This is a genomic window from Bacillus sp. ISL-57 (genome assembly GCF_018613135.1).
Taxonomy (GTDB): Bacteria; Bacillota; Bacilli; order Bacillales; family DSM-1321; genus Peribacillus; species Peribacillus frigoritolerans.
Genome location: NZ_JAGGQV010000001.1, coordinates 25,152 through 48,604 on the forward strand (window position 1 = coordinate 25,152; position 23,453 = coordinate 48,604).

24 protein-coding genes are annotated in these 23,453 nt (G+C 38.8%); all 24 read left to right on the forward strand.

All coding sequences use genetic code 11. The annotated features are described in order from the left end of the window. Positions 1-21 precede the first annotated feature (21 nt). On the forward strand, positions 22-966 hold the full coding sequence (hutG, locus tag J7I90_RS00115) for a formimidoylglutamase (RefSeq protein WP_214767461.1): 945 nt from the start codon (positions 22-24) through the stop codon (positions 964-966). 5 nt (positions 967-971) lie between these two features. Next, complete coding sequence (gltS, locus tag J7I90_RS00120; protein ID WP_214767464.1) at positions 972-2,165, forward strand: sodium/glutamate symporter; 1,194 nt, start codon at positions 972-974, stop codon at positions 2,163-2,165. 387 nt (positions 2,166-2,552) lie between these two features. Then, entirely contained in the window at positions 2,553-3,167 is a 615-nt protein-coding gene (locus tag J7I90_RS00125; RefSeq protein ID WP_214767467.1) for a HutD/Ves family protein, read from the forward strand. A gap of 602 nt (positions 3,168-3,769) precedes the next feature. Then, positions 3,770-4,957: a hypothetical protein gene (locus J7I90_RS00130; protein WP_214767470.1), complete on the forward strand. Its 1,188-nt coding sequence runs from the start codon at positions 3,770-3,772 to the stop codon at positions 4,955-4,957. 17 nt (positions 4,958-4,974) lie between these two features. After that, on the forward strand, positions 4,975-6,201 hold the full coding sequence (locus J7I90_RS00135) for a Zn-dependent hydrolase (protein WP_214767474.1): 1,227 nt from the start codon (positions 4,975-4,977) through the stop codon (positions 6,199-6,201). 2 nt (positions 6,202-6,203) lie between these two features. Next, positions 6,204-7,379 carry a M20 family metallopeptidase gene (locus tag J7I90_RS00140; RefSeq protein WP_214767477.1) on the forward strand — a complete coding sequence of 392 codons (1,176 nt, stop codon included), beginning with the start codon at positions 6,204-6,206 and terminating at the stop codon, positions 7,377-7,379. Between the two features lie 701 nt (positions 7,380-8,080). Then, positions 8,081-9,319, forward strand: a complete 1,239-nt coding sequence (locus tag J7I90_RS00145; protein ID WP_251025061.1) for an amidohydrolase — start codon at positions 8,081-8,083, stop codon at positions 9,317-9,319. A gap of 119 nt (positions 9,320-9,438) precedes the next feature. Continuing rightward, positions 9,439-9,627 carry a twin-arginine translocase TatA/TatE family subunit gene (locus J7I90_RS00150; protein ID WP_063236065.1) on the forward strand — a complete coding sequence of 63 codons (189 nt, stop codon included), beginning with the start codon at positions 9,439-9,441 and terminating at the stop codon, positions 9,625-9,627. Between the two features lie 86 nt (positions 9,628-9,713). Beyond that, positions 9,714-10,436 carry a twin-arginine translocase subunit TatC gene (tatC, locus tag J7I90_RS00155; protein ID WP_251025062.1) on the forward strand — a complete coding sequence of 241 codons (723 nt, stop codon included), beginning with the start codon at positions 9,714-9,716 and terminating at the stop codon, positions 10,434-10,436. Between the two features lie 284 nt (positions 10,437-10,720). Beyond that, positions 10,721-11,497 (forward strand): DeoR/GlpR family DNA-binding transcription regulator, encoded by a 777-nt coding sequence (locus J7I90_RS00160; RefSeq protein ID WP_214767483.1) that lies wholly within the window; start codon positions 10,721-10,723, stop codon positions 11,495-11,497. Between the two features lie 307 nt (positions 11,498-11,804). Continuing rightward, a complete protein-coding gene (locus J7I90_RS00165) occupies positions 11,805-11,942 on the forward strand; it encodes a hypothetical protein (RefSeq protein ID WP_214767486.1) in 138 nt (45 codons plus the stop codon). Positions 11,943-12,023: 81 nt separating this feature from the next. Next, positions 12,024-12,851, forward strand: coding sequence for a MerR family transcriptional regulator (locus J7I90_RS00170; protein ID WP_214767488.1), 828 nt, complete (start codon positions 12,024-12,026; stop codon positions 12,849-12,851). 130 nt (positions 12,852-12,981) lie between these two features. Further along, complete coding sequence (locus J7I90_RS00175) at positions 12,982-14,469, forward strand: UbiD family decarboxylase (protein WP_214767491.1); 1,488 nt, start codon at positions 12,982-12,984, stop codon at positions 14,467-14,469. A 47-nt stretch (positions 14,470-14,516) separates the two neighbouring features. Continuing rightward, a complete protein-coding gene (locus tag J7I90_RS00180; RefSeq protein WP_214767493.1) occupies positions 14,517-15,092 on the forward strand; it encodes a non-oxidative hydroxyarylic acid decarboxylases subunit B in 576 nt (191 codons plus the stop codon). A gap of 35 nt (positions 15,093-15,127) precedes the next feature. Beyond that, the gene (locus J7I90_RS00185) at positions 15,128-15,589 is read left to right on the forward strand and encodes a pyridoxamine 5'-phosphate oxidase family protein (protein ID WP_214767496.1); all 462 of its coding nucleotides are present in this window, start codon (positions 15,128-15,130) and stop codon (positions 15,587-15,589) included. A 235-nt stretch (positions 15,590-15,824) separates the two neighbouring features. Next, the gene (locus J7I90_RS00190; RefSeq protein WP_251025023.1) at positions 15,825-16,697 is read left to right on the forward strand and encodes an alpha/beta hydrolase; all 873 of its coding nucleotides are present in this window, start codon (positions 15,825-15,827) and stop codon (positions 16,695-16,697) included. 241 nt (positions 16,698-16,938) lie between these two features. After that, positions 16,939-17,625 (forward strand): cyclase family protein, encoded by a 687-nt coding sequence (locus J7I90_RS00195; protein WP_214767501.1) that lies wholly within the window; start codon positions 16,939-16,941, stop codon positions 17,623-17,625. Positions 17,626-17,639: 14 nt separating this feature from the next. Then, on the forward strand, positions 17,640-18,359 hold the full coding sequence (locus J7I90_RS00200) for a carboxymuconolactone decarboxylase family protein (protein WP_214767504.1): 720 nt from the start codon (positions 17,640-17,642) through the stop codon (positions 18,357-18,359). Between the two features lie 21 nt (positions 18,360-18,380). Further along, positions 18,381-19,070, forward strand: a complete 690-nt coding sequence (locus J7I90_RS00205; protein WP_214767507.1) for a CoA transferase subunit A — start codon at positions 18,381-18,383, stop codon at positions 19,068-19,070. Continuing rightward, positions 19,063-19,695, forward strand: a complete 633-nt coding sequence (locus J7I90_RS00210; protein ID WP_214767510.1) for a 3-oxoacid CoA-transferase subunit B — start codon at positions 19,063-19,065, stop codon at positions 19,693-19,695. Before J7I90_RS00205 ends, J7I90_RS00210 begins: the two co-directional genes overlap by 8 nt. Positions 19,696-19,715: 20 nt before the next feature. Next, positions 19,716-20,831 carry a muconate cycloisomerase family protein gene (locus tag J7I90_RS00215; RefSeq protein ID WP_057277159.1) on the forward strand — a complete coding sequence of 372 codons (1,116 nt, stop codon included), beginning with the start codon at positions 19,716-19,718 and terminating at the stop codon, positions 20,829-20,831. 75 nt (positions 20,832-20,906) lie between these two features. Then, a complete protein-coding gene (locus tag J7I90_RS00220; protein ID WP_214767526.1) occupies positions 20,907-21,245 on the forward strand; it encodes a DUF3870 domain-containing protein in 339 nt (112 codons plus the stop codon). A 4-nt stretch (positions 21,246-21,249) separates the two neighbouring features. After that, positions 21,250-22,443 carry a thiolase family protein gene (locus J7I90_RS00225; protein WP_214767529.1) on the forward strand — a complete coding sequence of 398 codons (1,194 nt, stop codon included), beginning with the start codon at positions 21,250-21,252 and terminating at the stop codon, positions 22,441-22,443. Positions 22,444-22,471: 28 nt separating this feature from the next. Then, positions 22,472-23,284: a dioxygenase family protein gene (locus J7I90_RS00230; RefSeq protein WP_048687696.1), complete on the forward strand. Its 813-nt coding sequence runs from the start codon at positions 22,472-22,474 to the stop codon at positions 23,282-23,284. Positions 23,285-23,453: the final 169 nt, after the last annotated feature.

Below are 23,453 nucleotides of genomic sequence, written 5' to 3' on the forward strand. Positions count from 1 at the left end.
ATTCATGGGGAGGAAAAATAAATGTATGCGTTACCAAATATGGATTTATGGAAAGGCAGAACAGATAGTCTAATAGATAAAGATGAATTTAGAATTCATCAAATAGTTAAAGATAATCAAACAACATCAGTAAATAATACATGTGGAATAATAGGGTTCTCTTGTGAAGAAGGTGTACGCAGGAATAAAGGAAGACTTGGAAGCAAAGAAGCTCCCAATGAAATACGTAAATCCTTATCATCTCTATCTTGGCACGGACAATCAGCAGATAGCTTAGTTGATTTCGGAAATATCATTTGTGAAAATCAACAGTTAGAAGCAGCTCAAGCTGAATTGGGAAGTCACGTCGAGAAAATATTATCTAAGAATATGTTTCCTGTTATTTTGGGGGGCGGACATGAAACCTTTTATGGTCATTATCTAGGAATTAGGTCGAGTGTTGGACCCAATGCCAAAATAGGCATTCTTAACATTGATGCTCATTTTGACTTACGCTCTTATGAAGATATAACTTCTTCTGGAACGATGTTTAAACAAATATTAGATAATGATCATCAAGCTAGTTATTTGCCAATTGGCATTCAACGTTATGGAAATACAAAAAAATTATTTGACACTGCAACTACACTTGGTTGCTCTTGGATATTGGAAGAAGAATTAGTAGATGAAAATTCTGAAGAAAATGAAAATAAAATTCTGAATTTTATAAATCAGCATGATTATATTATATTAACACTTTGTATGGATGTAATAAACGCTTCTGAAGCACCGGGTGTTAGTGCCCCTTCCTCATTTGGTCTTTCAGGAAAAATGGTTAGGCAATTAATTCGTAAGATTACTTCACATACGAAAACTATTTCATTTGATATCTGTGAAGTGAATCCATCATTAGATTGTGATAATCGCACTGTAAAACTAGCTGCAAACCTAATAAATGAAGTATTCATGTGTGTGGAGAGGAGATAAGCAATATGAACATCGAGATTAATCAAACAATCACTATTTTTTTAGCGATACTGCTTTTAGCACTAGGCGGGATTATCGTTAAGAATGTCAAATTATTTAGACACTTTTGTATCCCTGCACCCGTTGTTGGGGGATTACTTTTTGCAATCGTCGCTACAAGTCTTAAAACCTTTTTAAACATGACCATCTCATTGGATACGACACTCCAGGGTTTATTCATGTTAACATTTTTTACGTCCGTTGGATTGGGTGCCAGTTTCCAATTAGTGAAAGTCGGCGGTAAATTATTATTAATATATTGGTTGTTATGTGGGTTTCTGGCATTTGCTCAAAATTTAATCGGAATTTCTTTAGCGCCCGTTTTTGGGATTGATCCATTGATTGGCATGATGGCAGGAGCAATTTCCATGGAAGGCGGCATAGGTGCAGCTACAGCATTTGGCGGTACAATTGAATCGCTTGGCATTCAATCTGCCCAAGCAATTGGAATAGCAGCCGCTACATTAGGATTAGTGTTTGGTGGATTAGTTGGAGGTCCCACTGTAAAGTATTTAATTAATAAGCACAAATTAACACCAAGTAAAGAGGATATTGAAATTCAAGAAAAGAAAGAAATGGAAGACAAAATAGAATTAAATGTAGCTTCATTTATGAAACAAGTGTTAATACTGACATTTTGTATGGCATTAGGTTCATATCTAGGAGAGTTATTTTCGGCAAAGACAGGTTATGTTTTACCGAACTATGTTGGAGCAATGATAGTGGCTGTAATAGTTCGGAATATTTTAGATAAAATAAACGGAAAAATTATCGAAATGCCAAGTATTAATTTTATTGGAGATATCACTTTAGGTATTTTCTTATCTATGGCATTAATGAGTATAAAATTATGGGAAGTTGCTGACCTTGCTTTACCAATTATTTTAATTGTGGTTATACAAGTAATTTTCATTATCCTTTTAAGTATATTCATCATGTTTCGCTTTCTTGGCAAAAACTACGATGCGGCAGTTATGGTTGGCGGTTTCATCGGACATGGTATAGGGGCTACACCGAATGCTATGGCAAATATGTCAACAATCACTGCGAAATATGGACCTTCAAGTAAAGCATATTTAATCGTTCCGATAGTCGGTGCATTTCTTATTGATGTTTTTGCCATGCCTATCATCATAATAAGTATTAATCTATTTAAATGATGATTTGCCATTAATTAAGGCATCAAAGAGTGGCTTTACTATAAATCCCGTCTTGGTAAATAAATGGATTAAAATAAAGTGTTACCGAATGTTTTTGGGAATGCCAAAACATTCGGTATTGATTTTTTTATTCCGAAATTGCCCATATAGTAGGTTATCACAATGGTTTTTCTGTATGATTATTAATGCACCGGAAACCTATCAATTTCAAGTAGACATCAGCAACCATAGGTGTATCGTATCAGATCCTGATTTAGGTACGAATGCTGCTGCGATGATCAGAGTTCAGTAGAATTAAGCTCTCTTATGCATCTCTGTTAATGATATCCACCCTGGCCTAAATTGAATTGTACTGAAAAAATGTAATAATTAAAGGGGAGAAAATCATTGTCATTTTCACTAAAAATAATAAAGAAAAGTGAACAAATAACCAGTTTTTGGTCAGGTGGTAAAACAACTCAACTAGCCATTTATCCTGAAGAAGCTGATTACTCGAAGCGTGATTTCAAATGGCGGATAAGCACAGCAGAAGTCGAGGTGGACGAATCCTTATTTACTCACCTTCCAGGCATTCAGAGAATCATCATGATCCTTGATGGTGAAATGTCGCTGCAACATCAGGGAAAGCCCAGTGTGCATTTAAGCCCATTTGAACAGGATCGGTTTGATGGAGGCTGGACAACCCGCAGTATTGGGAAGGTCACTGACTTTAACTTGATGTTAGCGGAAGGATGTGAAGGTGATATCAGCACGATTCATATGAATGATGGAACCCATGCGGAAGTGCTGGATAATCGGGATTCTTCGAAAAGAACCGACGCCTTCTATTGTTTTAAAGGAAGGAGTAGAATGAATATTGATGAAAAAGAGACAATTGTTTTAGAGCAAGGCGACTTAATCACCTTAAACAGAGAACATACCTCCAACAATTTAAATATAAAGTTATCAAATCACGATGACGACTCTACTGTAACAATTATTAAGGTACGTATTTTATATTGATAGAGAGTTTCTGGGTTGCCAAAGCATCCTTCTCCTATATAAATCCGAGTCCATTGAGCCGCAATTTACTTAATGATATTTTTTATTAATTAACAGAAATGTCCTTTGTCGGCTAAGTTTGTATCAAAAAGGGTTCTGTCTGAAGCTTTAAACATAGTTGATTGGAGCGGGGTGTGCGAGACTCCTGCGGGAATAGCGAGTTCAAGGGGAGACCCCACAGGGCAAGTGCGCCGAGGGTGGACCGCTCTCGGAAAGCGAGTGCCCTACGTTCCAATCAAATTTGTACAAGCCAAAAAAAACTGTAGACAAACTCGATTTTCATCGAGTTTGTCTACAGTCTGAGCCGTCAATAGACGGCTTTTTCTTTTTGGTATTTAAAGGAGATAAAGTGTCTGTTTTAAGATTAAAATTATTTTGATATATCCAATCCTTTAATTGTTCGAGAATATTTAGTTTTTGAAATCGAAAATAAAACACTTACATTTCCTATTATCTGTGTATAAATACCTGAAAATATGAAATTATATTTAAATTCAAATGATTCAGTGTTATTATTTTATAAGAATATTCAAACTATTAAATGAGAAGGTGAGGGAACTCATATGTCACAGATGTTGGCTTTGGTTATCGTAATTCTGATTTTATTTGTAGGAGACATAGTGGCGGTTCGAACAAAAGCCTGGGTACCTTCCGTTTTCATTTCGGCGATCCTATTTCTATGTGGTTATTGGACATTCTTCCCGCAAGACATCGTTTCAATAGCAGGTGTTCCACCGGTAGTGGCAACCATGATGATGTACTTATTGATCACAAATATGGGGACATTGCTTTCAATAAGGGAATTGGTGAATCAATGGAAGACGATTGTCATCTCCTTATCTGGTATTCTTGGCATTGTTGCACTATTATTCGGAATTGGCATCTTTATTTTTGATCTGCAAACTGTCCTTGTAGCGGTTCCACCTTTAGTGGGAGGTATGGTTTCTTCAATAATCATGTCAGAAGGAGCGGCAGATGCAGGACTTACGAGCTTGTCCGTTTTTGCCATTGTTATTTATGTAATGCAAGGCTTCGCTGGATATCCTTTAACTTCAATTGTCTTGAAGAAAGAAGGGAAGAAGCTTTTGGTGCAATACCGCAATGGAAAGTTAACGGTAAAAAAGGATGAAACTGCAGCCGCTGCAGAAGGCATGACGGAACTTAGGCTGTTTAAGAAACTTCCTGAAAAATATAATACGGAGTATTTCAAATTTTTAAGACTTGCAGTTGTTGCTTTACTTGCTTACCTTGTTTCGAGTGGATTAGAGCCGATTATATCTATAAATGCATTTGTTCTTTGCTTACTATTCGGGGTTATCGGAAAAAGTATCGGTTTCTTGGAAAGACAGACACTGCAAAAAGCAAATGGATTTGGATTTGCCATCATGGCCCTTATGCTTTTCGTCTTTGATGGATTGAAAAATGCAACACCAAGTATGATGATGGAGATTCTTTACCCACTTGTTGTTTGCATTATCTTAGCTGTGATAGGGATGTATATATTCTCATTCATAGCAGGGAAATTGTTAAAAGTCAGCAAAGAAATGGCCTTTGCTGTATCTTTAACAGCATTATACGGATTTCCAGCTGATTACATTATCACCAATGAAGTCGTCAATTCATTAACAAAAGATGAATATGAAAAAGAAGCATTGCTAAGCCATATGCTGCCGCCGATGCTTGTTGGCGGATTTATATCGGTAACAATCGTATCGGTTATTTTGGCAGGAATATTCGTACAATTCTTGTAAAATAGGAGGGATTCCAAGTGAGTCTTAGCGAACGTATAGAAAAGCAAATAAATGATTTGAAAGAATTTACATCAACACCCGGAGAAGGGACTACCCGGCTTACGTATAGCAAGGAAGACTTGCTTACACGTAATTATATAAAAAATAAAATGATGGAATATGGCCTGTCAGTAAAGGAAGATGGATTTGGAAATATTTTTGGAAGGCTTGAGGGTACTTTAAAAGATGCACCAAGCGTTCTGTTAGGTTCACATTTTGATTCCGTACCAAATGGCGGTGCGTATGACGGACCAGCCGGTGTAATTGTCGCACTGGAAGTGGCTGCCCTATTTGCAGAAAATCAATTAACACCTAAATATCCATTGGAAATCGTTGCCCTGATTGAAGAAGAAGGAGCTCGTTTTGGCGGAGGGCTAATGGGGTCGAGAGGAATAGTGGGAACGCTTAGTGAGGAAAGTTTTAAAAATTTAAAGGATAAAGATGGTATCACAACCATTGAAGCGATGTCAAAAGTTGGACTGGATTTCTCTCTTCCGAAAAGAAGAAATCCCAATAGCATTAAAGCATTTCTCGAATTGCATATAGAACAAGGACCAATCCTTGAAGAGAAGAATATCCCCATTGGTGTTGTAGAAGCTATTGTTGGTTTAACTCAATTTGAAGTAACCATTGAAGGAAAGGCAGGACATGCAGGCACTACCCCAATGGATCGCCGTACGGACGCATTGGTTACTGCCGCTCAAATTATTTCTCAATTACCGAGCTTTGCAATTGAGGAAGGAGAAGGAACGGTTATAACGACAGGGCGACTAGATGTTTTACCAAATGGAGCAAACGTCATACCGAATAAAGTGGTATTTTCGGTAGATATCCGATCAAGCAAGGAAGAACATATTAACAATGTCATCAGGCGGATGAAAGAATTAATCGAATCCTATCAGGTACAGGGGATCCATACAACGGCAGAACAGCTGTTGTATATGCCGCCAAAGATATTGAGTAATGAGATTAAGGATTTATTAAAAGATAAAAGTTCTGATTTGGAAATTCCATACTGTTCCATTGATAGTGGTGCAGGTCATGATGCGATGGTTTTTTCCGATGTGACTGATGTGGGCATGCTTTTTGTTCCAAGTAAAGCAGGACTAAGTCATTGTCCAGAGGAATGGTCTGATGCACGTCATTTGGCAAATGGAGTGCAAATATTTTACGAAGTGGCTAAATGTTTAACGGAGGTAGAATAAGAATGATTAATCAAACGATAAAAGAAGCGATTCAAAATTATAGTGATGAATTAACAGAAATACGTAGAAAACTTCATAGCGAACCTGAGTTATCATGGGAAGAAGAAAATACAACTGCCTTTGTTTGTGACTACCTTGAAAAATTAGGAATTACTTATCGAAAAGCAGAACCAACAGGTGTCATTGGAGAAATTAAAGGCGGTAAGGCTGGAAAGACCGTCGCGTTAAGAGCAGATATGGACGCCCTTTCTGTAGAAGAACTAAATAAAGACTTGTCGTATGCTTCAAAGGAAGAAGGGAAAATGCATGCATGTGGTCATGATGCACACACTTCCATGCTATTAATTGCGGCGAAGGCACTAAACGAAATAAAAGAAGAATTACCTGGGAATGTGCGCTTAATATTTCAACCAGCCGAAGAAGTGGCAACAGGTGCAAGGGAAATGGTTAAACAGGGGGCCGTTGAAGGGGTTGATAATGTTTTTGGCATACATATTTGGTCGCAAATGCCAACAAACAAAGTCGCTTGCACTCAAGGACCTTCATTCGCTTCAGCAGATATCTTTACCGTAACGTTTAAAGGAAGAGGGGGACATGGTGCAATGCCGCAGGACTGTATCGATGCTACTATTATCGCCTCTTCATTTGTCATGAACGTACAGTCTGTCGTATCAAGAACGGTCGACCCCCAAAATCCCGCTGTTTTGACAGTCGGAAAAATGGTCGTCGGCACACGATTTAATGTCATTGCAGAAAACGCCGTCATTGAAGGGACTGTCCGTTGTTTTGATCCTAAAACACGTGACCATATTGAAAAGCAGCTCCAGATTTATGCTGAAAATGTTGCGAACATTTACGGTGCGACCGCAAAGGTTGATTACTACCGTGGCACGCAAGCTGTCATTAATGATGAATATAGTGCCAAATTAGTGCAAAAGGTGGCCTCACAAGCGTTTGGCGAAGACGCAATATATAATGAAAAGCCAACAATGGGGGGAGAAGACTTTAGCTTCTATTTAGATGAAGTACCCGGAAGCTTCGCTTTAGTGGGATCAGGAAACCCTGAAAAGGATACGGAATGGGCGCATCATCACGGGAAATTCAACATCGACGAGGATGCGCTTGCTACCGGTTCAGAACTTTATGCCCAATATGCATGGGCATATTTACACGAATAACGGACTGAAAAGAAGAAGGATCTTGGGCAATTACAAAAAGTCTTTCAATGTCAAGGCCGCCAATTGGCGGCCTTCCGGCGTTAAGGGTTACATTTAACTACAAGGGCTTTGCATACAGTCAAAAAGGGAATGGATTTTACCATTCCTTTTTTTTCCATTAACAAGGAATGAAACAAAGGTATCTTATGTCGAAATTAAAATGAGAAAACAATTAATTACCACAAAAACTTAAAAAAACTTAAGATAATGCAGAATTTATTGCTATTAAAATTAAGTAGACTTATAATTAGATTTATAGGGTGACATCATGTAACTGGACCAGTGACTATTTCAACAGATATGAATGGATTGAAATTGTAAAAAATAAATCCAAAAACACCACTAGAAGAGATATGAAAGATTGGAAGGAAAGAGTAATTCCAATCAAATGCCGGGCTGGATGCCTCTTGTTCTCCAATGAAGTTTATAATCATGATCATCTTAAAATACGAACGTACTAGAGGAGGATTTCACAGGTGAATCAGGAAAAAGAAGGTTTGTCCCGCAGAAAGTTTATAGGTAACGTCTGTAAAATTGGAAGCGCTTCCGCTGTTCTCGGTGTCACGGACACGGTGGGATTATTTATGCCTGAGACGGCAAGTGCGGATGCTGAGAGGAAGGCTGCCCATAACACCAAAAAACCAGGAAAGAACAGTTCCTACATGTTGATGAATGTTAGATTGGAAAGTGGATACAAGTATAAAAATGGCCAGGTCGTCGCAACCGAAACCGTATTGAGGAACCTCCATATTGTAAAAGGCATCATTACCAGAATACTAGATATCAAGTCCCCTTATGGAAAAGGTGTCGATTGCTACGACGCGAAAGGCATGCTGCTACTTCCTTCTTTTAGAGATATGCATATTCATTTGGATAAAACCTTTTATGGCGGTCCTTGGAGAGCGGCTGCGACGAGGAAAAATGGCATTTTTGACATGATTACCTTGGAGCAGACACTGCTGCTGGAGCTTCTTCCAACAGCTCAGGAGCGTGCGGAGAAATTGATTGAACTAATTCTTGGCTATGGCTCAACTTATGTCAGAAGCCATTGCAACATCGATCCAGTCGTTGGCTTGAAAAATCTTGAAAAGCTAAATCAGGCCTTAGCGAACTATTCAGATAAAATATCACATGAAATCGTTGGATTTCCTCAACATGGCCTACTTCGTTCAAATTCTCAGGGATTGATACGCGAAGCCATGAAGCTCGGAGTTACACATGTTGGCGGACTTGATCCAACCTTAGTTGACGGGGATATGGAAAAATCGTTGCAAACGATGGTACAGATCGCGGTTGACTACAAAGCAGGTATTGATATTCACCTTCATGAAGGTGGCGAAACGGGTTTGAAGGCAATACGTCGATTGGCTGATCTGACTGAGGAAGCGGGTCTGCAGGGAAAAGTGACGATCAGTCATGCGTTTTCGCTCGCTTCGTTAGGGGATGGCGCCGACGTAGAAATGGCAAAGCGCCTTGCATCGCTGGGTATTTCCATTGCCTCAACCGTTCCAATCGGCAAAGAAGTAATGCCGATTCCGCTCCTTCAGAAGCATAAGGTGAACGTCATGCTAGGTAATGATAGTATTACGGATCACTGGTCACCATTCGGGATTGGAGATACGCTGCAAAAGGCACATCTCGCCTCAGATTTGTACGGATGGTCAAACGAATACAACCTGTCTCGCTCACTTTCCCTTGCTACCGGTGGTATTACACCGTTAGACGAGGCTGGCAAGCAAATATGGCCAAAGGTAGGCGATGCCGCGACCGCTGTACTCATTCCAGCAAGCTGCTCGGCCGAAGCCGTAGCCCGACTGCCTAAGCGTTCTGCCGTATTGCATAAGGGAACTCTCTCTTCGGGTTCTCTGGATAGCGTGAAGCCAAAGCTTCATACCAATTAAAAGGGTATGACAATGTTAATGAACCTTGGTAAAAAAAGAATTGGGGATAGGTTCGATGAGCACATTAACGTTTAACGTTTTAAAGGAATTACAAAATATGAATACCGATGGGGGAAGTTATGCTACAAAATATTGGAATACCAGGATTGATGCTAATTTTAGTGATTGCCCTTATTATTTTCGGCCCTTCAAAGTTACCGGAAATCGGAAGGGCGTTTGGCTCAACATTAAGAGAATTTAAAAAGTCTACCAGAGACCTTGTAGCAGATGACACTAATGCAGATGTGACCAATAAGAAAGAAAGCTAATCAAATAAATGAAGAGGGGATGTAGGATCTGTCTTACATCTTTTTTTCCTGGAGTGATGAAGTTGGAAAATCAAAAAAAAACGAGCATGATTCAGCACCTTGAGGAGTTACGTAAACGTATTATTATCACTTTAGTCGTTTTCACGCTGTTCCTCGTACTGACATTTATATATGTTCAAGATATTTATAATGTAATAGTTAAAGACTTGCCGTTTAAGCTAGCCCTGTTAGGACCGAGTGATATCATACTCGTTTATTTAATGATTGCCACCGTCGTTGCCATCGCGGCTACTATACCGGTTGCTGCTCACCAAACTTGGCTCTTTGTACGTCCAGCGTTAACAGCAAAAGAACGCAAGGTTACTAGCGCTTATATTCCAGCTCTATTTATTCTATTCATATTAGGAATCAGTTTTGGTTACTTTATTTTATTTCCTATTGTCCTAAATTTTTTAATGTCTCTATCAAACGGCATGTTTACTACTTTCTTTACAACTGAGAAATATTTCCGGTTTATGCTTCACATGACAGTGCCTTTTGGATTTCTGTTTGAAATGCCCGTTGTTATCATGTTTCTAACAAGTTTAGGAATTATAAATCCATACCGTTTGCAAAAAATCAGGAAATATTCTTACTTTATTTTAATAGTTATTTCAATTTTGGTTACTCCACCAGACTTTCTATCAGATATCCTAGTTACAATACCTTTATTACTCTTATATGAAAGCAGTGTCAGCTTATCTAAATTCGTATATAATCGACATCAAAGGGAAAAAGAAAGTAAAAAAGAGATGGATGAATCTGTCTAAAAAGGGACTTGCACCAAGACAGTAGCATCTCCATTTTAAGGTTGATTTTTTTCATGCCCGGAAAATATCCTTCCAATGGTCGGGATCTATAATTTGATGGGCAAACCGTCATGTTTAATCCATGGTTAATATCTCCGATATGGAATTCTGTTAAAAATATATTGATAATGTCTTCAGTATTAACTAATAATCTACCCTCAAAAGCTTAATTATCCTTAAAATAATTCATGTTTCTTTGTGATTAAATTTGGATTAACTTATAATTAAATGTACGAGGTGAGATCATGCTACAGGATGAACGACTAGACGCCATTGTACAATATTTAAACGAACACGAACGGATTGATATTGAAACAATTTGTAAAATAAATAATGTATCTAAAGATACGGCCAGAAGAGACTTAATCAATTTAGAAGAGATGAGGAAGATCATTCGAATACGGGGTGGGGCGAAAAAGGCTCTGCTTTCCAATGAAGTCCATAATTATGGTGAGCGCATGAACATGGCATCGGAAGCTAAAGGCATGATCGGAAAATTTGCAGCTTCTTTGATAAACAACGGGGATCATCTTATTTTGGATGCCTCTACAACAGTTCAATTTTTAGCTAAATATTTAACTAGCCGGAACAACACTGTCGTGACTAATTCGATTAACATTGCCAGTGTATTAAGCCAGAGGGAAGATATAAAAGTTAATTTATTAGGCGGAACATTAAGCACTAGACACCAAGCCATTTATGGTTCAAGAGCCATAAGGGATATACAAGATTATAAGGTGAATAAATGCATCATTGGCACTTGCGGAATATCTGCTGAAGGACTGTCTACATCCATCGAGGAAGAAGGTCTCCTCGTTAACGAAATGATTAAGCGTTCTGACCAGGTCATTGTGATTGCAGATTCAACGAAGTTCAATAAAACTTTTTTTCAAAAGGTATGTGACTTAACCTCCGTTGATATAGTGATTACAGACAAAGAAGTACCAAAAAACATGCAGGAACTCTTAAATGAACATGTGGTAGAGGTGATTGTGGTTCCAGGTCATGAAAGAGACGAGTAATAGTTTTAAAGGTTGGATTTACTGCTGATTATATTAAACTCATAACAGCGGTTAATAATGCTTAAATTGAGGATATACAATATAATGTTGAACGAAAAGCAACAAGATATGTTTATGAATCATGGGAAAATATTTATGGAAAAAGAGCGCCCAAGAGGTGCTCTTTTTTTCAGTGGATAGATTGATGAAGTTCTTTTTAATCATTTGTATAGGTGATTAGCTGTTCACTACACATTGCTGGTAAGAAAATAAACCTTTTGGTATTTTCCTTCTGTATCCATTGCAGTCACTTACATATTGGCTATTAATGAAGATGTTGATATGCTCCATTTCGATAGAAAGGGCAGTTGAAATTCCATTCATTTTAAATGGGAAAATGGTAAAGTTAGTGGAGGATCCTCTCCAACCGGCTGTTGCTGCCGTAAGAAGGGAAATCAAAAGATAAATAAAATTAGTCAGGGCTGTAAAAGTAACTGTAAGAATTAGAGGAACTTTATAAAAAAAGCTTTGCGGAGGGGGAACTCATATGGGCAATTACTTATCAATCAGTGAAATGGCTTCCATTCACAGTATCTCAAGGCAAACACTCATTTATTACGATAAGATCGGTTTATTTAAACCCGTACATATAGATGAACATGGTTATAGATATTATAGTGCAGTTCAGATTCCGTTTCTAAGGGAAATTTGCTTTTTGAAGTCGATTGGCATCAAACTGAATGATATTAAGGACCATATAGGAAATCGGAATTTAACGACTGCCATGTCACTTTTGGAATTTCATCAAGAATTCATTGATAAAGAAATAAATGCCTTGATGAATATACGTACATTCATTCAACAGAGATTAATGAAATATTCAGAAGCCAAAAATATTAAAAGTGAATTGGATAAACCTATTATCGAAGAATTTCCTGAAAGGCATGTCTTATTTATACCATTTGAAAATGAATTGTGCCGAGAAGAATTACATTTAACGCTGATGAAAGCTTGGAATGTATTAAGTAAACATGAAATGCTTCCGTCAGAGGGATTTGGCACGGTCATTTTAAAGGATAGGCTTGGAACGGATGATGTTTTCGAGGGTGCGGGAATATATACAGCATTACCTTTTATAGATCCTGATATGGATAATATGATGACGTTGCCTGCTGGTCAATATGCATGTGTGTATAAATATGGAATGCCATATAACATAGAGTTTTTAAATGAATTGGTTCAATGGGTCAGTGAAAATCAGTATAGAATTGTAGGGGACGTCGTAGACGCGTGCTTATTGGATACGACCTTTTACGAGAATGATAATAGTGTTGATTTTTGTCAGCTGCAAATCCCTGTAGAGAAAATTACTTGAATTTTCAAATATCCATTGACTGTATAGTAGAAATACACTTTAGAATATCATTTGTAACCGATACTATATAGGTTATTTGAATTAGGATGATACATAGGATACAGATCATGAAGTGATAGGGGGATTTTTTATGTCTGAAAAAATGAACAGAGTGACAGATTTACGTTCTGCGTTGGAACTCCTGAAATCCATTCCAGGACAATTGATTGAAACGGATGAACCAGTCAATCCTCATGCTGAATTATCTGGGGTTTATCGTCATGTCGGTGCTGGCGGAACAGTCATGCGTCCAACAAAAATCGGACCTGCAATGGTTTTCAATCATGTATTGGGACATGAAGATTCAAGCGTGGTGATCGGACTTTTAGCCAGCCGGGAAAGAGTCGGCCTCATGCTGGATACAAAACCGGAGCGACTGGGATTCCTTTTAAATGAAGCTGTAAAAAATCCAATTGATCCAATCACCATTTCAAATGATAAAGCGAAAGCTCAAGAAGTGGTTCACTATGCAGAAGATCCGGATTTCGATATCAGAAAATTAATACCTGCGCCTACGAATACAGAGGAAGATGCAGGCCCGTATATCACGATAGGCATGTGCTATGCCTCCGATTCAGAAACGGGTGAATCTGATATTACGATACATCGTTTATGTTTACAAAGTAAAGATGAGATGACCATGTATTTTGTTCCAGGACGTCATTTGGAAGTTTTTCGTGAAAAGGCTGAAAAAGCAGGAAAACCGTTACCCATTTCCATTAGTATTGGTGTTGACCCTGCAATTGAAGTCGCTGCTTGTTTTGAAGCGCCAACGACTCCCCTTGGTTTTGATGAGTTGAGTGTTGCAGGGGCAATTAGGAAAGAAGCGGTAGAATTGGTCCAATGCTTGACGATAGATGAAAAGGCTATCGCGAATGCTGAATATGTAATAGAAGGGGAATTGGTTCCCGGAGTGCGTGTTCGGGAAGATCAAAACACCAATACTGGAAAAGCAATGCCGGAATTCCCTGGTTATACAGGTTCAGCTGTTGCGGATCTGCCACTAATCAAAGTGAAAGCCGTAACGCACCGAGTCAACCCAATCATGCAAACAGTTATTGGTCCGAGTGAGGAGCATGTGAATATGGCTGGCATTCCAACTGAAGCAAGCATTCTGCAAATGGTGGAAAAGTCCATGCCAGGAAAATTATTGAATGTTTATGCTCATACTTCAGGAGGAGGTAAATACATGGCTGTTCTTCAATTCAAGAAAAGTCAGCCAAGTGATGAAGGGCGCCAAAGACAAGCTGCACTATTGGCGTTCTCCGCCTTTTCTGAACTGAAGCATGTATTTATCGTGGATGAAGATGTGGATCCCTTCGATAGCAATGATGTTTTATGGGCGTTAAATACTCGTTACCAAGGTGATGTTGATACGGTTTTCATTCCTGGAGTGCGCTGTCACCCATTAGATCCTACACAAGATCCCGCATACAGCCCTACTATTCAGGAAAAGGGGGTTTCCTGTAAAACCATTTTTGACTGCACAGTACCATTTCATTTAAAAGATGAATTTAAAAGATCCGAATTTAAAGAGGTGGATCCAAGTCGGTTTGTGCCTGGATTTTCCAATGCATAAGTTTCTATAAAACTTCGATTCAATGACTAATGTAAGGAGGGGAATGAATGAAAATCATTGTTGGAATAACAGGAGCGACTGGAGCCATTTTCGGAATTAGGATTCTTCAGATGCTTAAAAGCAGTGAAGTGGAGACCCATTTAATCATGTCTCCGTGGGCACATGCCACCATTCAACATGAAACATCATATTCTGTTAAAGAGGTGGAGGGATTAGCTGATCATTCCTATTCTTACAAAGATCAAGCAGCCAGAATATCAAGTGGATCTTACCGGGTTGATGGCATGATCGTAGCACCTTGCAGTATGAAAACGCTAGCTTCCATTCGCATGGGACTAGCGGATAATTTATTAACGCGATCTGCTGATGTCATGTTGAAGGAAAGAAAAAAACTATTACTAATGACAAGAGAAACGCCTCTGAATACGATTCATTTGGAGAATATGACGGCGCTTTCCAAAATGGGGACCATTATATTCCCTCCGATGCCAGCCTTCTATAATCATCCGGAGAATGTTAACGATATCATTGACCATCTTGCTTATCGGGCGTTAGATCAATTTGAAATCGATACTCACGGTGCGAAACGGTGGGATGGAATGAAATATCACACCAAAATATAACAGATTGCTAGTGAATTAAGGAAAAAGGTGAAAAAATGAATGGGGTGGAAATGCCAGTAGAGGTATTCGACTTGTTAAATGGTAAAGATCTTGTCGACAAGCAGCATGAAGCCATGATGCTGTTGACGGTAAGTGAAGAAGGATGGCCGCATACTGCTATGGTTAGCGTGGGTGAGATCGTAGCGATAAGCAGGAAGGAATTAAGGATTGGCCTATGGCCGGATACTTCGACTACAGCCAATGTCATTCGTACCGATAAAGCCACACTTGTTTTGTTTTGGAAAGGTAAAGCACAATATATTCGCCTTTCATTAGAGAGATTAAAAGAACTGCCAGATGCGCAATACAAAAGAGAAAGATTCCACGCCAAAATAATAGAGGCACGGGAGGATAGTGCTAAATATGCTGAAATAACCTCTGGAATTAAAATCGACTTGAAAAACCCTAAAGAAGTTGTTGAACGATGGAGCGCTACCATAGAGGACCTCCTTCAATAAAATCCCAATTAATGACTTTAAGTCACTAAAGGATTCGAAATAATCAAATTATGATTGAAATTATTAGAACTTCATGTAAAATTGAATCATTACATGTATTTATAACTTGCCTATTCATTAACCATTAAAAAAAGCCCTTTTTTAATGAAAATTAATGAACTGACTGGCTATCTTAATTTCTCGATCAAGTTACCTTGATGTGAAGTTAAGATAGCTTTTTTTATTAAATAGCAGGATGGTTAATGTTAATAAACATGGAAATGGAGGAGTTGCATTGGAAATGTATGTAAAGGAATTGGGGGATCACAGAATCCAAATTGCTGATTATCCTGGAACGAAAGGGCCAATCATCGCCATACATGGTTTAACGGGTAATCATAAGCAAATGCATTATTATGCAGAAATGTTAAAGGGCGATTATAGAGTCATTTCGATTGACTTGAGAGGGAGGGGGAATAGTTCAAGGGCAGATGTGCAGTCTTCGCTATTCAAACATGCAGAAGATGTAATTGAGTTAATTCAAGAATTAAAGATTAATAACCCGATTTTGATCGGGTATTCAATGGGAGCCTTCATATCAAGCGTTGTAGCCAGCAAATTAACCTCGGTAAAGGCCCTGATATTATTGGATGGTGCGGCCAATTGCTCTCAACAACAAAGGGACATCGTACAACCTTCTCTAGGCCGATTAAGTAAAGAATATGACTCTCAAGAAAGCTATATTGCAGAAATTAAGGAAATCTATAGCCGTTTGGGTATCAAATGGACGGATCATCTGCAAAGTGTAGCGGAGTATGAGGTACATGAAGTGGATGGTCATTGGGAGAATAAATCAACAGAAGATAGCATTCTTAGGGATTTTGATAGTTTTTATTCTTTTGTCCCTAAAGAGATTTGTAGACTAATTTCCTGTAAAACGTTATTGGTGTATGCCAGTGGGAAAATAGGGGATTTTCCCCCTTTATTTTATGAAGAAGCCTATGGTGATACGAAGAAATATACACCTTATATTGAAACGATCGTTTCAACTTGTAACCACTATACAATGGTGTTTGAAAATAGGGCGGAGATCAACAAAGAGATAAAGTCCTTCTTAAAAAGAATTTGATTTTTTTGAAGATATTTTTTAAAAAAATATTGAAATTAACAGAAAATAGTGTAATATTATGAATATATAATAAACTTAATTATTGCCTATTCATTAGCTATTAAAAAATAACCTTTTTTAATAACAACTAGTGAACAACTGGCTACCTTAAACACCTGCTGTCAATTATTGATAGTAATGTTTAGGGTAGCCATTTTTGTCGTGATAATGTAAACGCTTAATGAATTTGGGGGTTTTACCGTTGAAAATCATTGATTTAACATTGGAACTTTACGATGGTCTAGTTACGGATAATGATTTACCTGCAATAGGCATTAAAGATGAACCTCTTGAACATGAGGGGAAATCTGATTCACATCCTAAAGGCTGCCGTTCCAAGTTGATTTCTTTTTCTGACCATAGTGGGACACATGTCGACGTGGCTCCACGTTACTCAGAAAACGGGGAGTCGGTTGAAAACATCAATCTAGAGAATATGTTTGGGGATGCCCTCATACTGGATGTAAGCTTGTTAAAAGCGACACATGAACCTGTTACGAAAGATTTACTTGAAGAGGCGGAACGCCGGCAGGGAGTATATGTTGAAAAAGACGATATCGTCCTCGTCAGGACATGGGGGAAGTCCTGGGGGGAAGAAGGCTTTTTTGAAGCACAGGCATTAGATGATAGTGTGGCCCAATGGTTAATTGAGAAGCAAATACATATTGTCGGGTTGGATTTGCCCAATGCCGATTTGAACCAGGATTCAGAAAGCGGAATTCATCAAAAATTACTGAAGAATGATATATATATCGTTGGAAATCTAGTGAATCTCGAAAAATTACCCAAGCATTCCCGTTTTCTTTTCTTCGGGATTCCTTTAAAACTAAAAAATGCAACAGCTTCCCCTATTAGAGCACTATCGATTCTTGACTCTCAATTAATTTAAAGAGGTGCAGACGAATGAACGAAGGACTATTGTATTTCAAGGAAGTTTATGATGTGGTACCAGGCTGGGTGCAAAAAATGCACGATTATAGCCCTAATGCACTTGATCACTATACCAACTTGCGAAGTAACATCATGCAAGAGGGAGCCTTGACGAAGAAGGAGAAAGATATATTACTGGTCGGCATGAATGCTGCAAGGTTGTATGAACGGAGTATGGTTTACCATACAAAAGGGGCAATGGATGGTGGAGCAACATTACCGGAACTGGTGGAATACCTAATAGTTTCATACTTATATAACGGAACTAAGGCATTAAAAACTGGGATAAAGTCATTGGAATATGCCCTTGAACTTAAAGGGATTCGATATCGTGAAGGAAGTGGCCATAAAGAAACAACAGAAGAAATCCTGTTGTATATGATTGAGTTATTAGGTGATGAGGAAACGGGATTCGTCTCGAATGTTTTGAAACTGGTTAAATCGGGAGACCAAAACTCCCTTAAAGTTTATATATTAAGTGATTCCATCGTTACAAAAAAGCTAAAACACATCCTGATGACAGGAATATTCATTACAGAATTAAAAGGGAAACAGGTTGGGGAATGGATGGAGGCGGCAAGGGTAAATGGAGCTTCGGAAGAACAATTAGCGGAAGTGGGTCTCATTTGCTTATTGACTGCTGGAATACCTGCTTGGTTTGAGGCAAGCGATTCATTGATTGAAAATAATTAACGTGGGATTGGTGGGGAAAACATGACGAAAGTACATCAAGATATAGAAGCAGCTTTATCTTGTGTGAAGAATGGTCATACATTAATGGTAGGTGGATTTGGCTTGATCGGGGCCCCTCTTACGTTAATAGATGGATTGGGCAAAAAGGATGTAGCAGGCTTGACGGTTATCAGCAACAATTTAGGCGAGAAAGGGAAAGGTCTGGGAGCTCTCCTAAGCCAGAAGAAAATAAAAAAAGCGATCGGTTCTTATTTTACAAGCAATCGTGAAATTGGGGAGTTTTACCAACGTGGCGAAATAGAGATAGAACTATTACCACAGGGAACATTAGCTGAATCCATTCGTGCTGGCGGTGCAGGCATAGGAGGTTACTATACGAAAACAGGTGTAGGGACCGATTTAGCTAAAGGAAAAGAAGAAAGGGAAATAAATGGGGCTACATATATTTTTGAACCTGCCATAAGAGCAAATGTAGCTTTAATCAGGGCGTGGAAGGCAGATACACTTGGTAATCTTGTTTATTATAAAACGGCTCGAAACTTTAATCCGGCTATGGCAACGGCCGCAGATCTCGTAATTGCAGAAGTGGATGAGATAGTTGAACCTGGAGAACTTTCGCCAGAGGAGATTGTAACACCGCATCTATTCGTCGATGGAATCATTAAGGCAAAGAAAATCCTGACGAAGGAAGGTGTGAAGGATTATGGGTGACAAAGAATTCATGCAAAATATGATAGCAAGACGCGCGGCAAAAGAATTGACGGGTCCTTGTATAGTGAACCTTGGAATCGGGATTCCGACCTTGGTTGCAAAGTACATTGATGATGAAAATATTTTTTTCCATACGGAAAATGGATTGTTGGGAGTTGCTGATGTAGAGGAAGATGAAATCGATCCCAATTTAGTCAATGCAGGCAAGTTACCAGTAGGGCAATCGATTGGGGCATCATTCTTTAATAGTGCAGAATCGTTTGCAATGATCCGTGGAGGTCACATTGATGTTGCCATCTTAGGTGTTTTGCAGGTAGGTCAAACCGGTGAAATTGCAAATTGGGCGGTACCAGGCAAGAATATCATGGGTGTTGGAGGAGCGATGGACCTGTTGGTTGGCGCCAAAAAAGTGATCGTGACCATGACACATACAAGTAAGGAGGGTAAAAGTAAAGTTTTAAAGAAATGCACCTACCCGATTACTTCCACTAGAAGCGTTGACATGATCATCACCGAGTTGGCTGTCTTTGAAGTTATTGACAAACAGTTGAAATTGATTGAATTGATGCCCGGTATAACGATCGAAGAAGTAAGAGCAAAAACAGAAGCGGATTTTATCTATTAAATGTTAAAAAGGTGGATTAAATGAAAATACGTTCAGTAGAAGTATACATTATTGATTTACCCACAATTCGTCCTCATCAGCTTGCCATGCATACGATCGTGGAACAAACGATCATTCTTGCCCGTGTCATGGATGAAGAAGGCGCGGAAGGTTGGGCAGAGGTGGCGACAATAGGCGGGGCTTCATATGGTGAGGGGACGCCAGAGGCGATAAAAGTGAATATTGATACATATATCGCCCCGCTTATCATTGGTAAAGACCCCGTCCATTATGACAAAATCATGCATGAAGTTTCACTCAATGTTAGAGGAAATAATTTTGCGAAGGCTGTCGTTGAATCAGCCATGGTGGATTTGGTAGCCAGAAGAAGAAACATCCCTGCTTATGAATTATTCGGTGGACAAATTCATAAATCATTGCCGGTGGCATGGACTTTGGCAAGTGGGGATACGAATAAAGATATCGAAGAAGCGAAAGAATCCTTACATCAAAAACGTCATAATATCTTTAAATTGAAAATTGGCAAAGGGAATCCATATAAGAATGTGGAGCATGTATTGAAAATTATTGAAGCCGTGGGAGATCAAGCACGCATTACGGTTGATGTTAATCAGGCATGGGATGAAACAACGGCTACGTATTGCATTGAAGCTTTACAGGAAGGCGGGGTTTCCATGGTCGAACAGCCGCTGCCAGCTTGGGATAATGAAGGGATGTCAAGATTGACCGATCGTTTTAAGGTCCCGATCATGGCCGATGAGTCATTGAATTCTTTACAAGATTCATTCCAAATAGCTAAACATAGAGCAGGTAATTCGTTCGCCTTGAAAATATGTAAACATGGCGGGATGACCCAAACGAAAAAAGTGGCTGCAATTGCTGAAGGTGTAGGTTTTGGTTTGTATGGAGGAACGATGATTGAATCATCATTAGGCACGGCCATTTGTGCCCAACTTTATTCAACCATTCCCAAATTTGAATTCGGTACTGAATTATTTGGTCCGTTACTTTTTAAAGAAAATATTACGCTAAACGAAATAAAATATGAGAATTATGAAATAATCATCCCGGATGGTCCAGGATTTGGCATGGAGATAGATATGGAAAAAGTAAAACATTTTTCAAGAGGTCTTTAATTAATATAAACTTGAAAGGGGATTATGGAAAACCCACTAGTTTATGCAAGTAATCTTGAGAGGATGTAGTTTTATATGGGACAGCCAACATTATTAATCACCGCCTATGCGAAGGCGCCGCAAAATACGAGCATGTATGAAAATTCTAAATACGCTGGGATGGTACTTGAAATTCACAAGGAAAGTCACATCATCATTAATGCAGAATTTACGTTTTTAACGACTTTGGCCCAGGATTTTTTTAAGCGAATGATAGTTGGTTTTGATTTTAGTAAAGATATTGATTCTTTAATAGAGAATATTAAAACGGACTTTTTAGCTCCATCGCAGCAGTCGGTGATTGTTGCCCTGAAAATAGCTCACCAGAGATATAAGGATAGTTTAGAAGAAAGAAATAAAAATAGCAGGAGGTAGAAAATTGAGTAATGTAGTTATTATAGACTCGGTTCGCACCGCTATAGGGAAATTAGGGGGAGCATTGGAAAATGTTCCTGCCGATTTCCTGGCAGCTGCTGTCCTTGATGAAGTGATCAAGAGAGCGGATATTCCTAAAGAGAGTATTGATGAAGTGATCATGGGACAAGCCAAACAAAGTTCAGACGCGTCGAATTTGGCAAGAGTTGCATCACTCCGGGCAGGATTTCCTGTGGAAGTACCAGGTTATACCGTACACAGACAATGCGGATCCGGCATCCAGGCAATCAATTCTGCCAGTCAACAAATACAAAGCGGATTAGGAGATGTAATCATTGCAGGCGGAGCGGAATCAATGAGCACGGCCCCATACTATATGAGAAATATCCGTTTTGGATTGAAATCAGGGAATGGACAGTTATTGGATCCGAATACGGAAAGCCAGCCAGGATCACAGCCCATTGAAGATTACGGAATGTTAACGATGGGAATGACAGCAGAAAATCTGGCTGAAAAATATTCCATTTCAAGGACTGAACAAGATGAATTTGCTTTCAGGAGCCAAGAAAATGCAAGACGGGCAATTTCTACTGAAATATTCACGAAAGAGATCGTTCCCTATCAAATCAAAACGAAAAAAGGAGTAATGGAATTTAATGCGGATGAGCACCCAAGAGAAACCAGTCTGGAAAAGTTGGCTGATTTAAAACCGGTTTTCAAGAAAAATGGAACGGTGACCGCTGGAAATAGCAGTGGAAGAAATGATGGTGCATCCGCTCTGATACTAATGTCGGAAGAAGCGGCAAAAAGGCATGGTAAAAAGCCGAAAGCAAGAGTGATCGCTCAAGCGGCAGCAGGCGTATCTCCGAACTTCATGGGGCTGGGACCTGTCAACTCTACCTTGAAAGCGCTTCAAATGTCAGGGCTGAAACTGGATGATATTGATTTAATAGAACTGAACGAGGCCTTTTCTGCACAAGCTTTGGCAGTTATCAAAGAATTGAAGCTTGATATGAATAAGGTGAATCCTAACGGCGGTGCCATTGCCATGGGACATCCAATTGGTGCCACTGGTGCAATTTTAGCAACCAAATTGATACATGAGTTAGAAAGAACCGGAAAAAGATATGGGCTAGTCACACTATGTATAGCAGGTGGATTAGGAATCAGTACCATCATTGAAAATCAACAAATATAAAAACTTTAAAAAAATTGGAGGAAGTATTATGAAGAATCAAAAAGTAATCGACGTTTATAATGGATTGGTAGTTAAATTCAAGGAATTAGTTAGTGAATATGAAATAGATCATAATGACTATCAAGCTCTTGTTGATTGGATGGATCAATTAGGCAGGGCTGGGGAAATTCCGTTATTTATGGATGTTTTCTTTGAAACGCATGCACTTCAGGAAATGTATAAAAGCGTAAAAGGAACGGAACCTACTATTCTAGGACCATATTACATTGAAAATACGCCAGTCGTTCAAAATCCCGGAATGCTGCCACAACGAGAAAATGAACCAGGTGACGCCCTTTACTTTTCAGGATCTGTTAAAGATGTTAATGGAAATCCGTTGGCAAATACCAAAATCGATATGTGGCAGGCTGATGCAAATGGTGAATACTCCTATTTCGCTGAAGGTATTCCAAATGATAATTTACGTGGTGTTTTTTATACGGATGCGAATGGTAATTTTGAAATAAAAACAGTTGTACCGGGTAATTATTCAATTCCAACAGATGGACCTTCCGGACAATTCTTAAAGTGGATCGATCATCATGCATTTCGTCCAGCACATTTACATCTCTTGTTCCAACCGGAAAATGGCGATAGATTAGTAACGCAAATATATTTCGAGGGCGATGAATATTTAGAAAATGATGTTGCACAAGGTGTTCGCGGAAGCTTAATTACGAAGTTAGAAAAACATTCAGGTGCAGAAAAAGGATTGAAAAATGATTATTATACGGCTCATTTAGATTTTGAACTAAGATTGCAAGATAAACCTGTTTTCAATAAAGCTGTCGTAAAAAACTAATCTTCGCTAAGAATATGAAAGCAAAGAATCTAGAAAAAAGGGTAGTTTCCTTAGTAAATATATCTTTTAAACGAAAGTGTCTAAGTGGGTAATAAAAATAAAAAAGATGGTTTGTTGAACAATTCCAATCTTCATTATCTGATTTTTTGAAAACTTTCCGAGTTCCTAT

Bases quoted from the DNA above. Each gene is read 5' to 3' on its own strand.
- J7I90_RS00220 (WP_214767526.1), top strand. From the start codon at position 20,907: ATGGGACAGCCAACATTATTAATCACCGCCTATGCGAAGGCGCCGCAA.
- J7I90_RS00175 (WP_214767491.1), top strand. From the start codon at position 12,982: ATGTCTGAAAAAATGAACAGAGTGACAGATTTACGTTCTGCGTTGGAA.
- J7I90_RS00150 (WP_063236065.1), top strand. From the start codon at position 9,439: ATGCTACAAAATATTGGAATACCAGGATTGATGCTAATTTTAGTGATT.
- J7I90_RS00130 (WP_214767470.1), top strand. From the start codon at position 3,770: ATGTCACAGATGTTGGCTTTGGTTATCGTAATTCTGATTTTATTTGTA.
- J7I90_RS00205 (WP_214767507.1), top strand. From the start codon at position 18,381: ATGACGAAAGTACATCAAGATATAGAAGCAGCTTTATCTTGTGTGAAG.
- gltS (WP_214767464.1), top strand. From the start codon at position 972: ATGAACATCGAGATTAATCAAACAATCACTATTTTTTTAGCGATACTG.
- J7I90_RS00165 (WP_214767486.1), top strand. From the start codon at position 11,805: ATGAAGATGTTGATATGCTCCATTTCGATAGAAAGGGCAGTTGAAATT.
- J7I90_RS00160 (WP_214767483.1), top strand. From the start codon at position 10,721: ATGCTACAGGATGAACGACTAGACGCCATTGTACAATATTTAAACGAA.
- J7I90_RS00180 (WP_214767493.1), top strand. From the start codon at position 14,517: ATGAAAATCATTGTTGGAATAACAGGAGCGACTGGAGCCATTTTCGGA.
- J7I90_RS00200 (WP_214767504.1), top strand. From the start codon at position 17,640: ATGAACGAAGGACTATTGTATTTCAAGGAAGTTTATGATGTGGTACCA.
- tatC (WP_251025062.1), top strand. From the start codon at position 9,714: ATGATTCAGCACCTTGAGGAGTTACGTAAACGTATTATTATCACTTTA.
- J7I90_RS00185 (WP_214767496.1), top strand. From the start codon at position 15,128: ATGAATGGGGTGGAAATGCCAGTAGAGGTATTCGACTTGTTAAATGGT.
- J7I90_RS00215 (WP_057277159.1), top strand. From the start codon at position 19,716: ATGAAAATACGTTCAGTAGAAGTATACATTATTGATTTACCCACAATT.
- J7I90_RS00140 (WP_214767477.1), top strand. From the start codon at position 6,204: ATGATTAATCAAACGATAAAAGAAGCGATTCAAAATTATAGTGATGAA.
- J7I90_RS00190 (WP_251025023.1), top strand. From the start codon at position 15,825: ATGGTTAATGTTAATAAACATGGAAATGGAGGAGTTGCATTGGAAATG.
- J7I90_RS00230 (WP_048687696.1), top strand. From the start codon at position 22,472: ATGAAGAATCAAAAAGTAATCGACGTTTATAATGGATTGGTAGTTAAA.
- J7I90_RS00170 (WP_214767488.1), top strand. From the start codon at position 12,024: ATGGGCAATTACTTATCAATCAGTGAAATGGCTTCCATTCACAGTATC.
- J7I90_RS00145 (WP_251025061.1), top strand. From the start codon at position 8,081: ATGTTGATGAATGTTAGATTGGAAAGTGGATACAAGTATAAAAATGGC.
- J7I90_RS00210 (WP_214767510.1), top strand. From the start codon at position 19,063: ATGGGTGACAAAGAATTCATGCAAAATATGATAGCAAGACGCGCGGCA.
- hutG (WP_214767461.1), top strand. From the start codon at position 22: ATGTATGCGTTACCAAATATGGATTTATGGAAAGGCAGAACAGATAGT.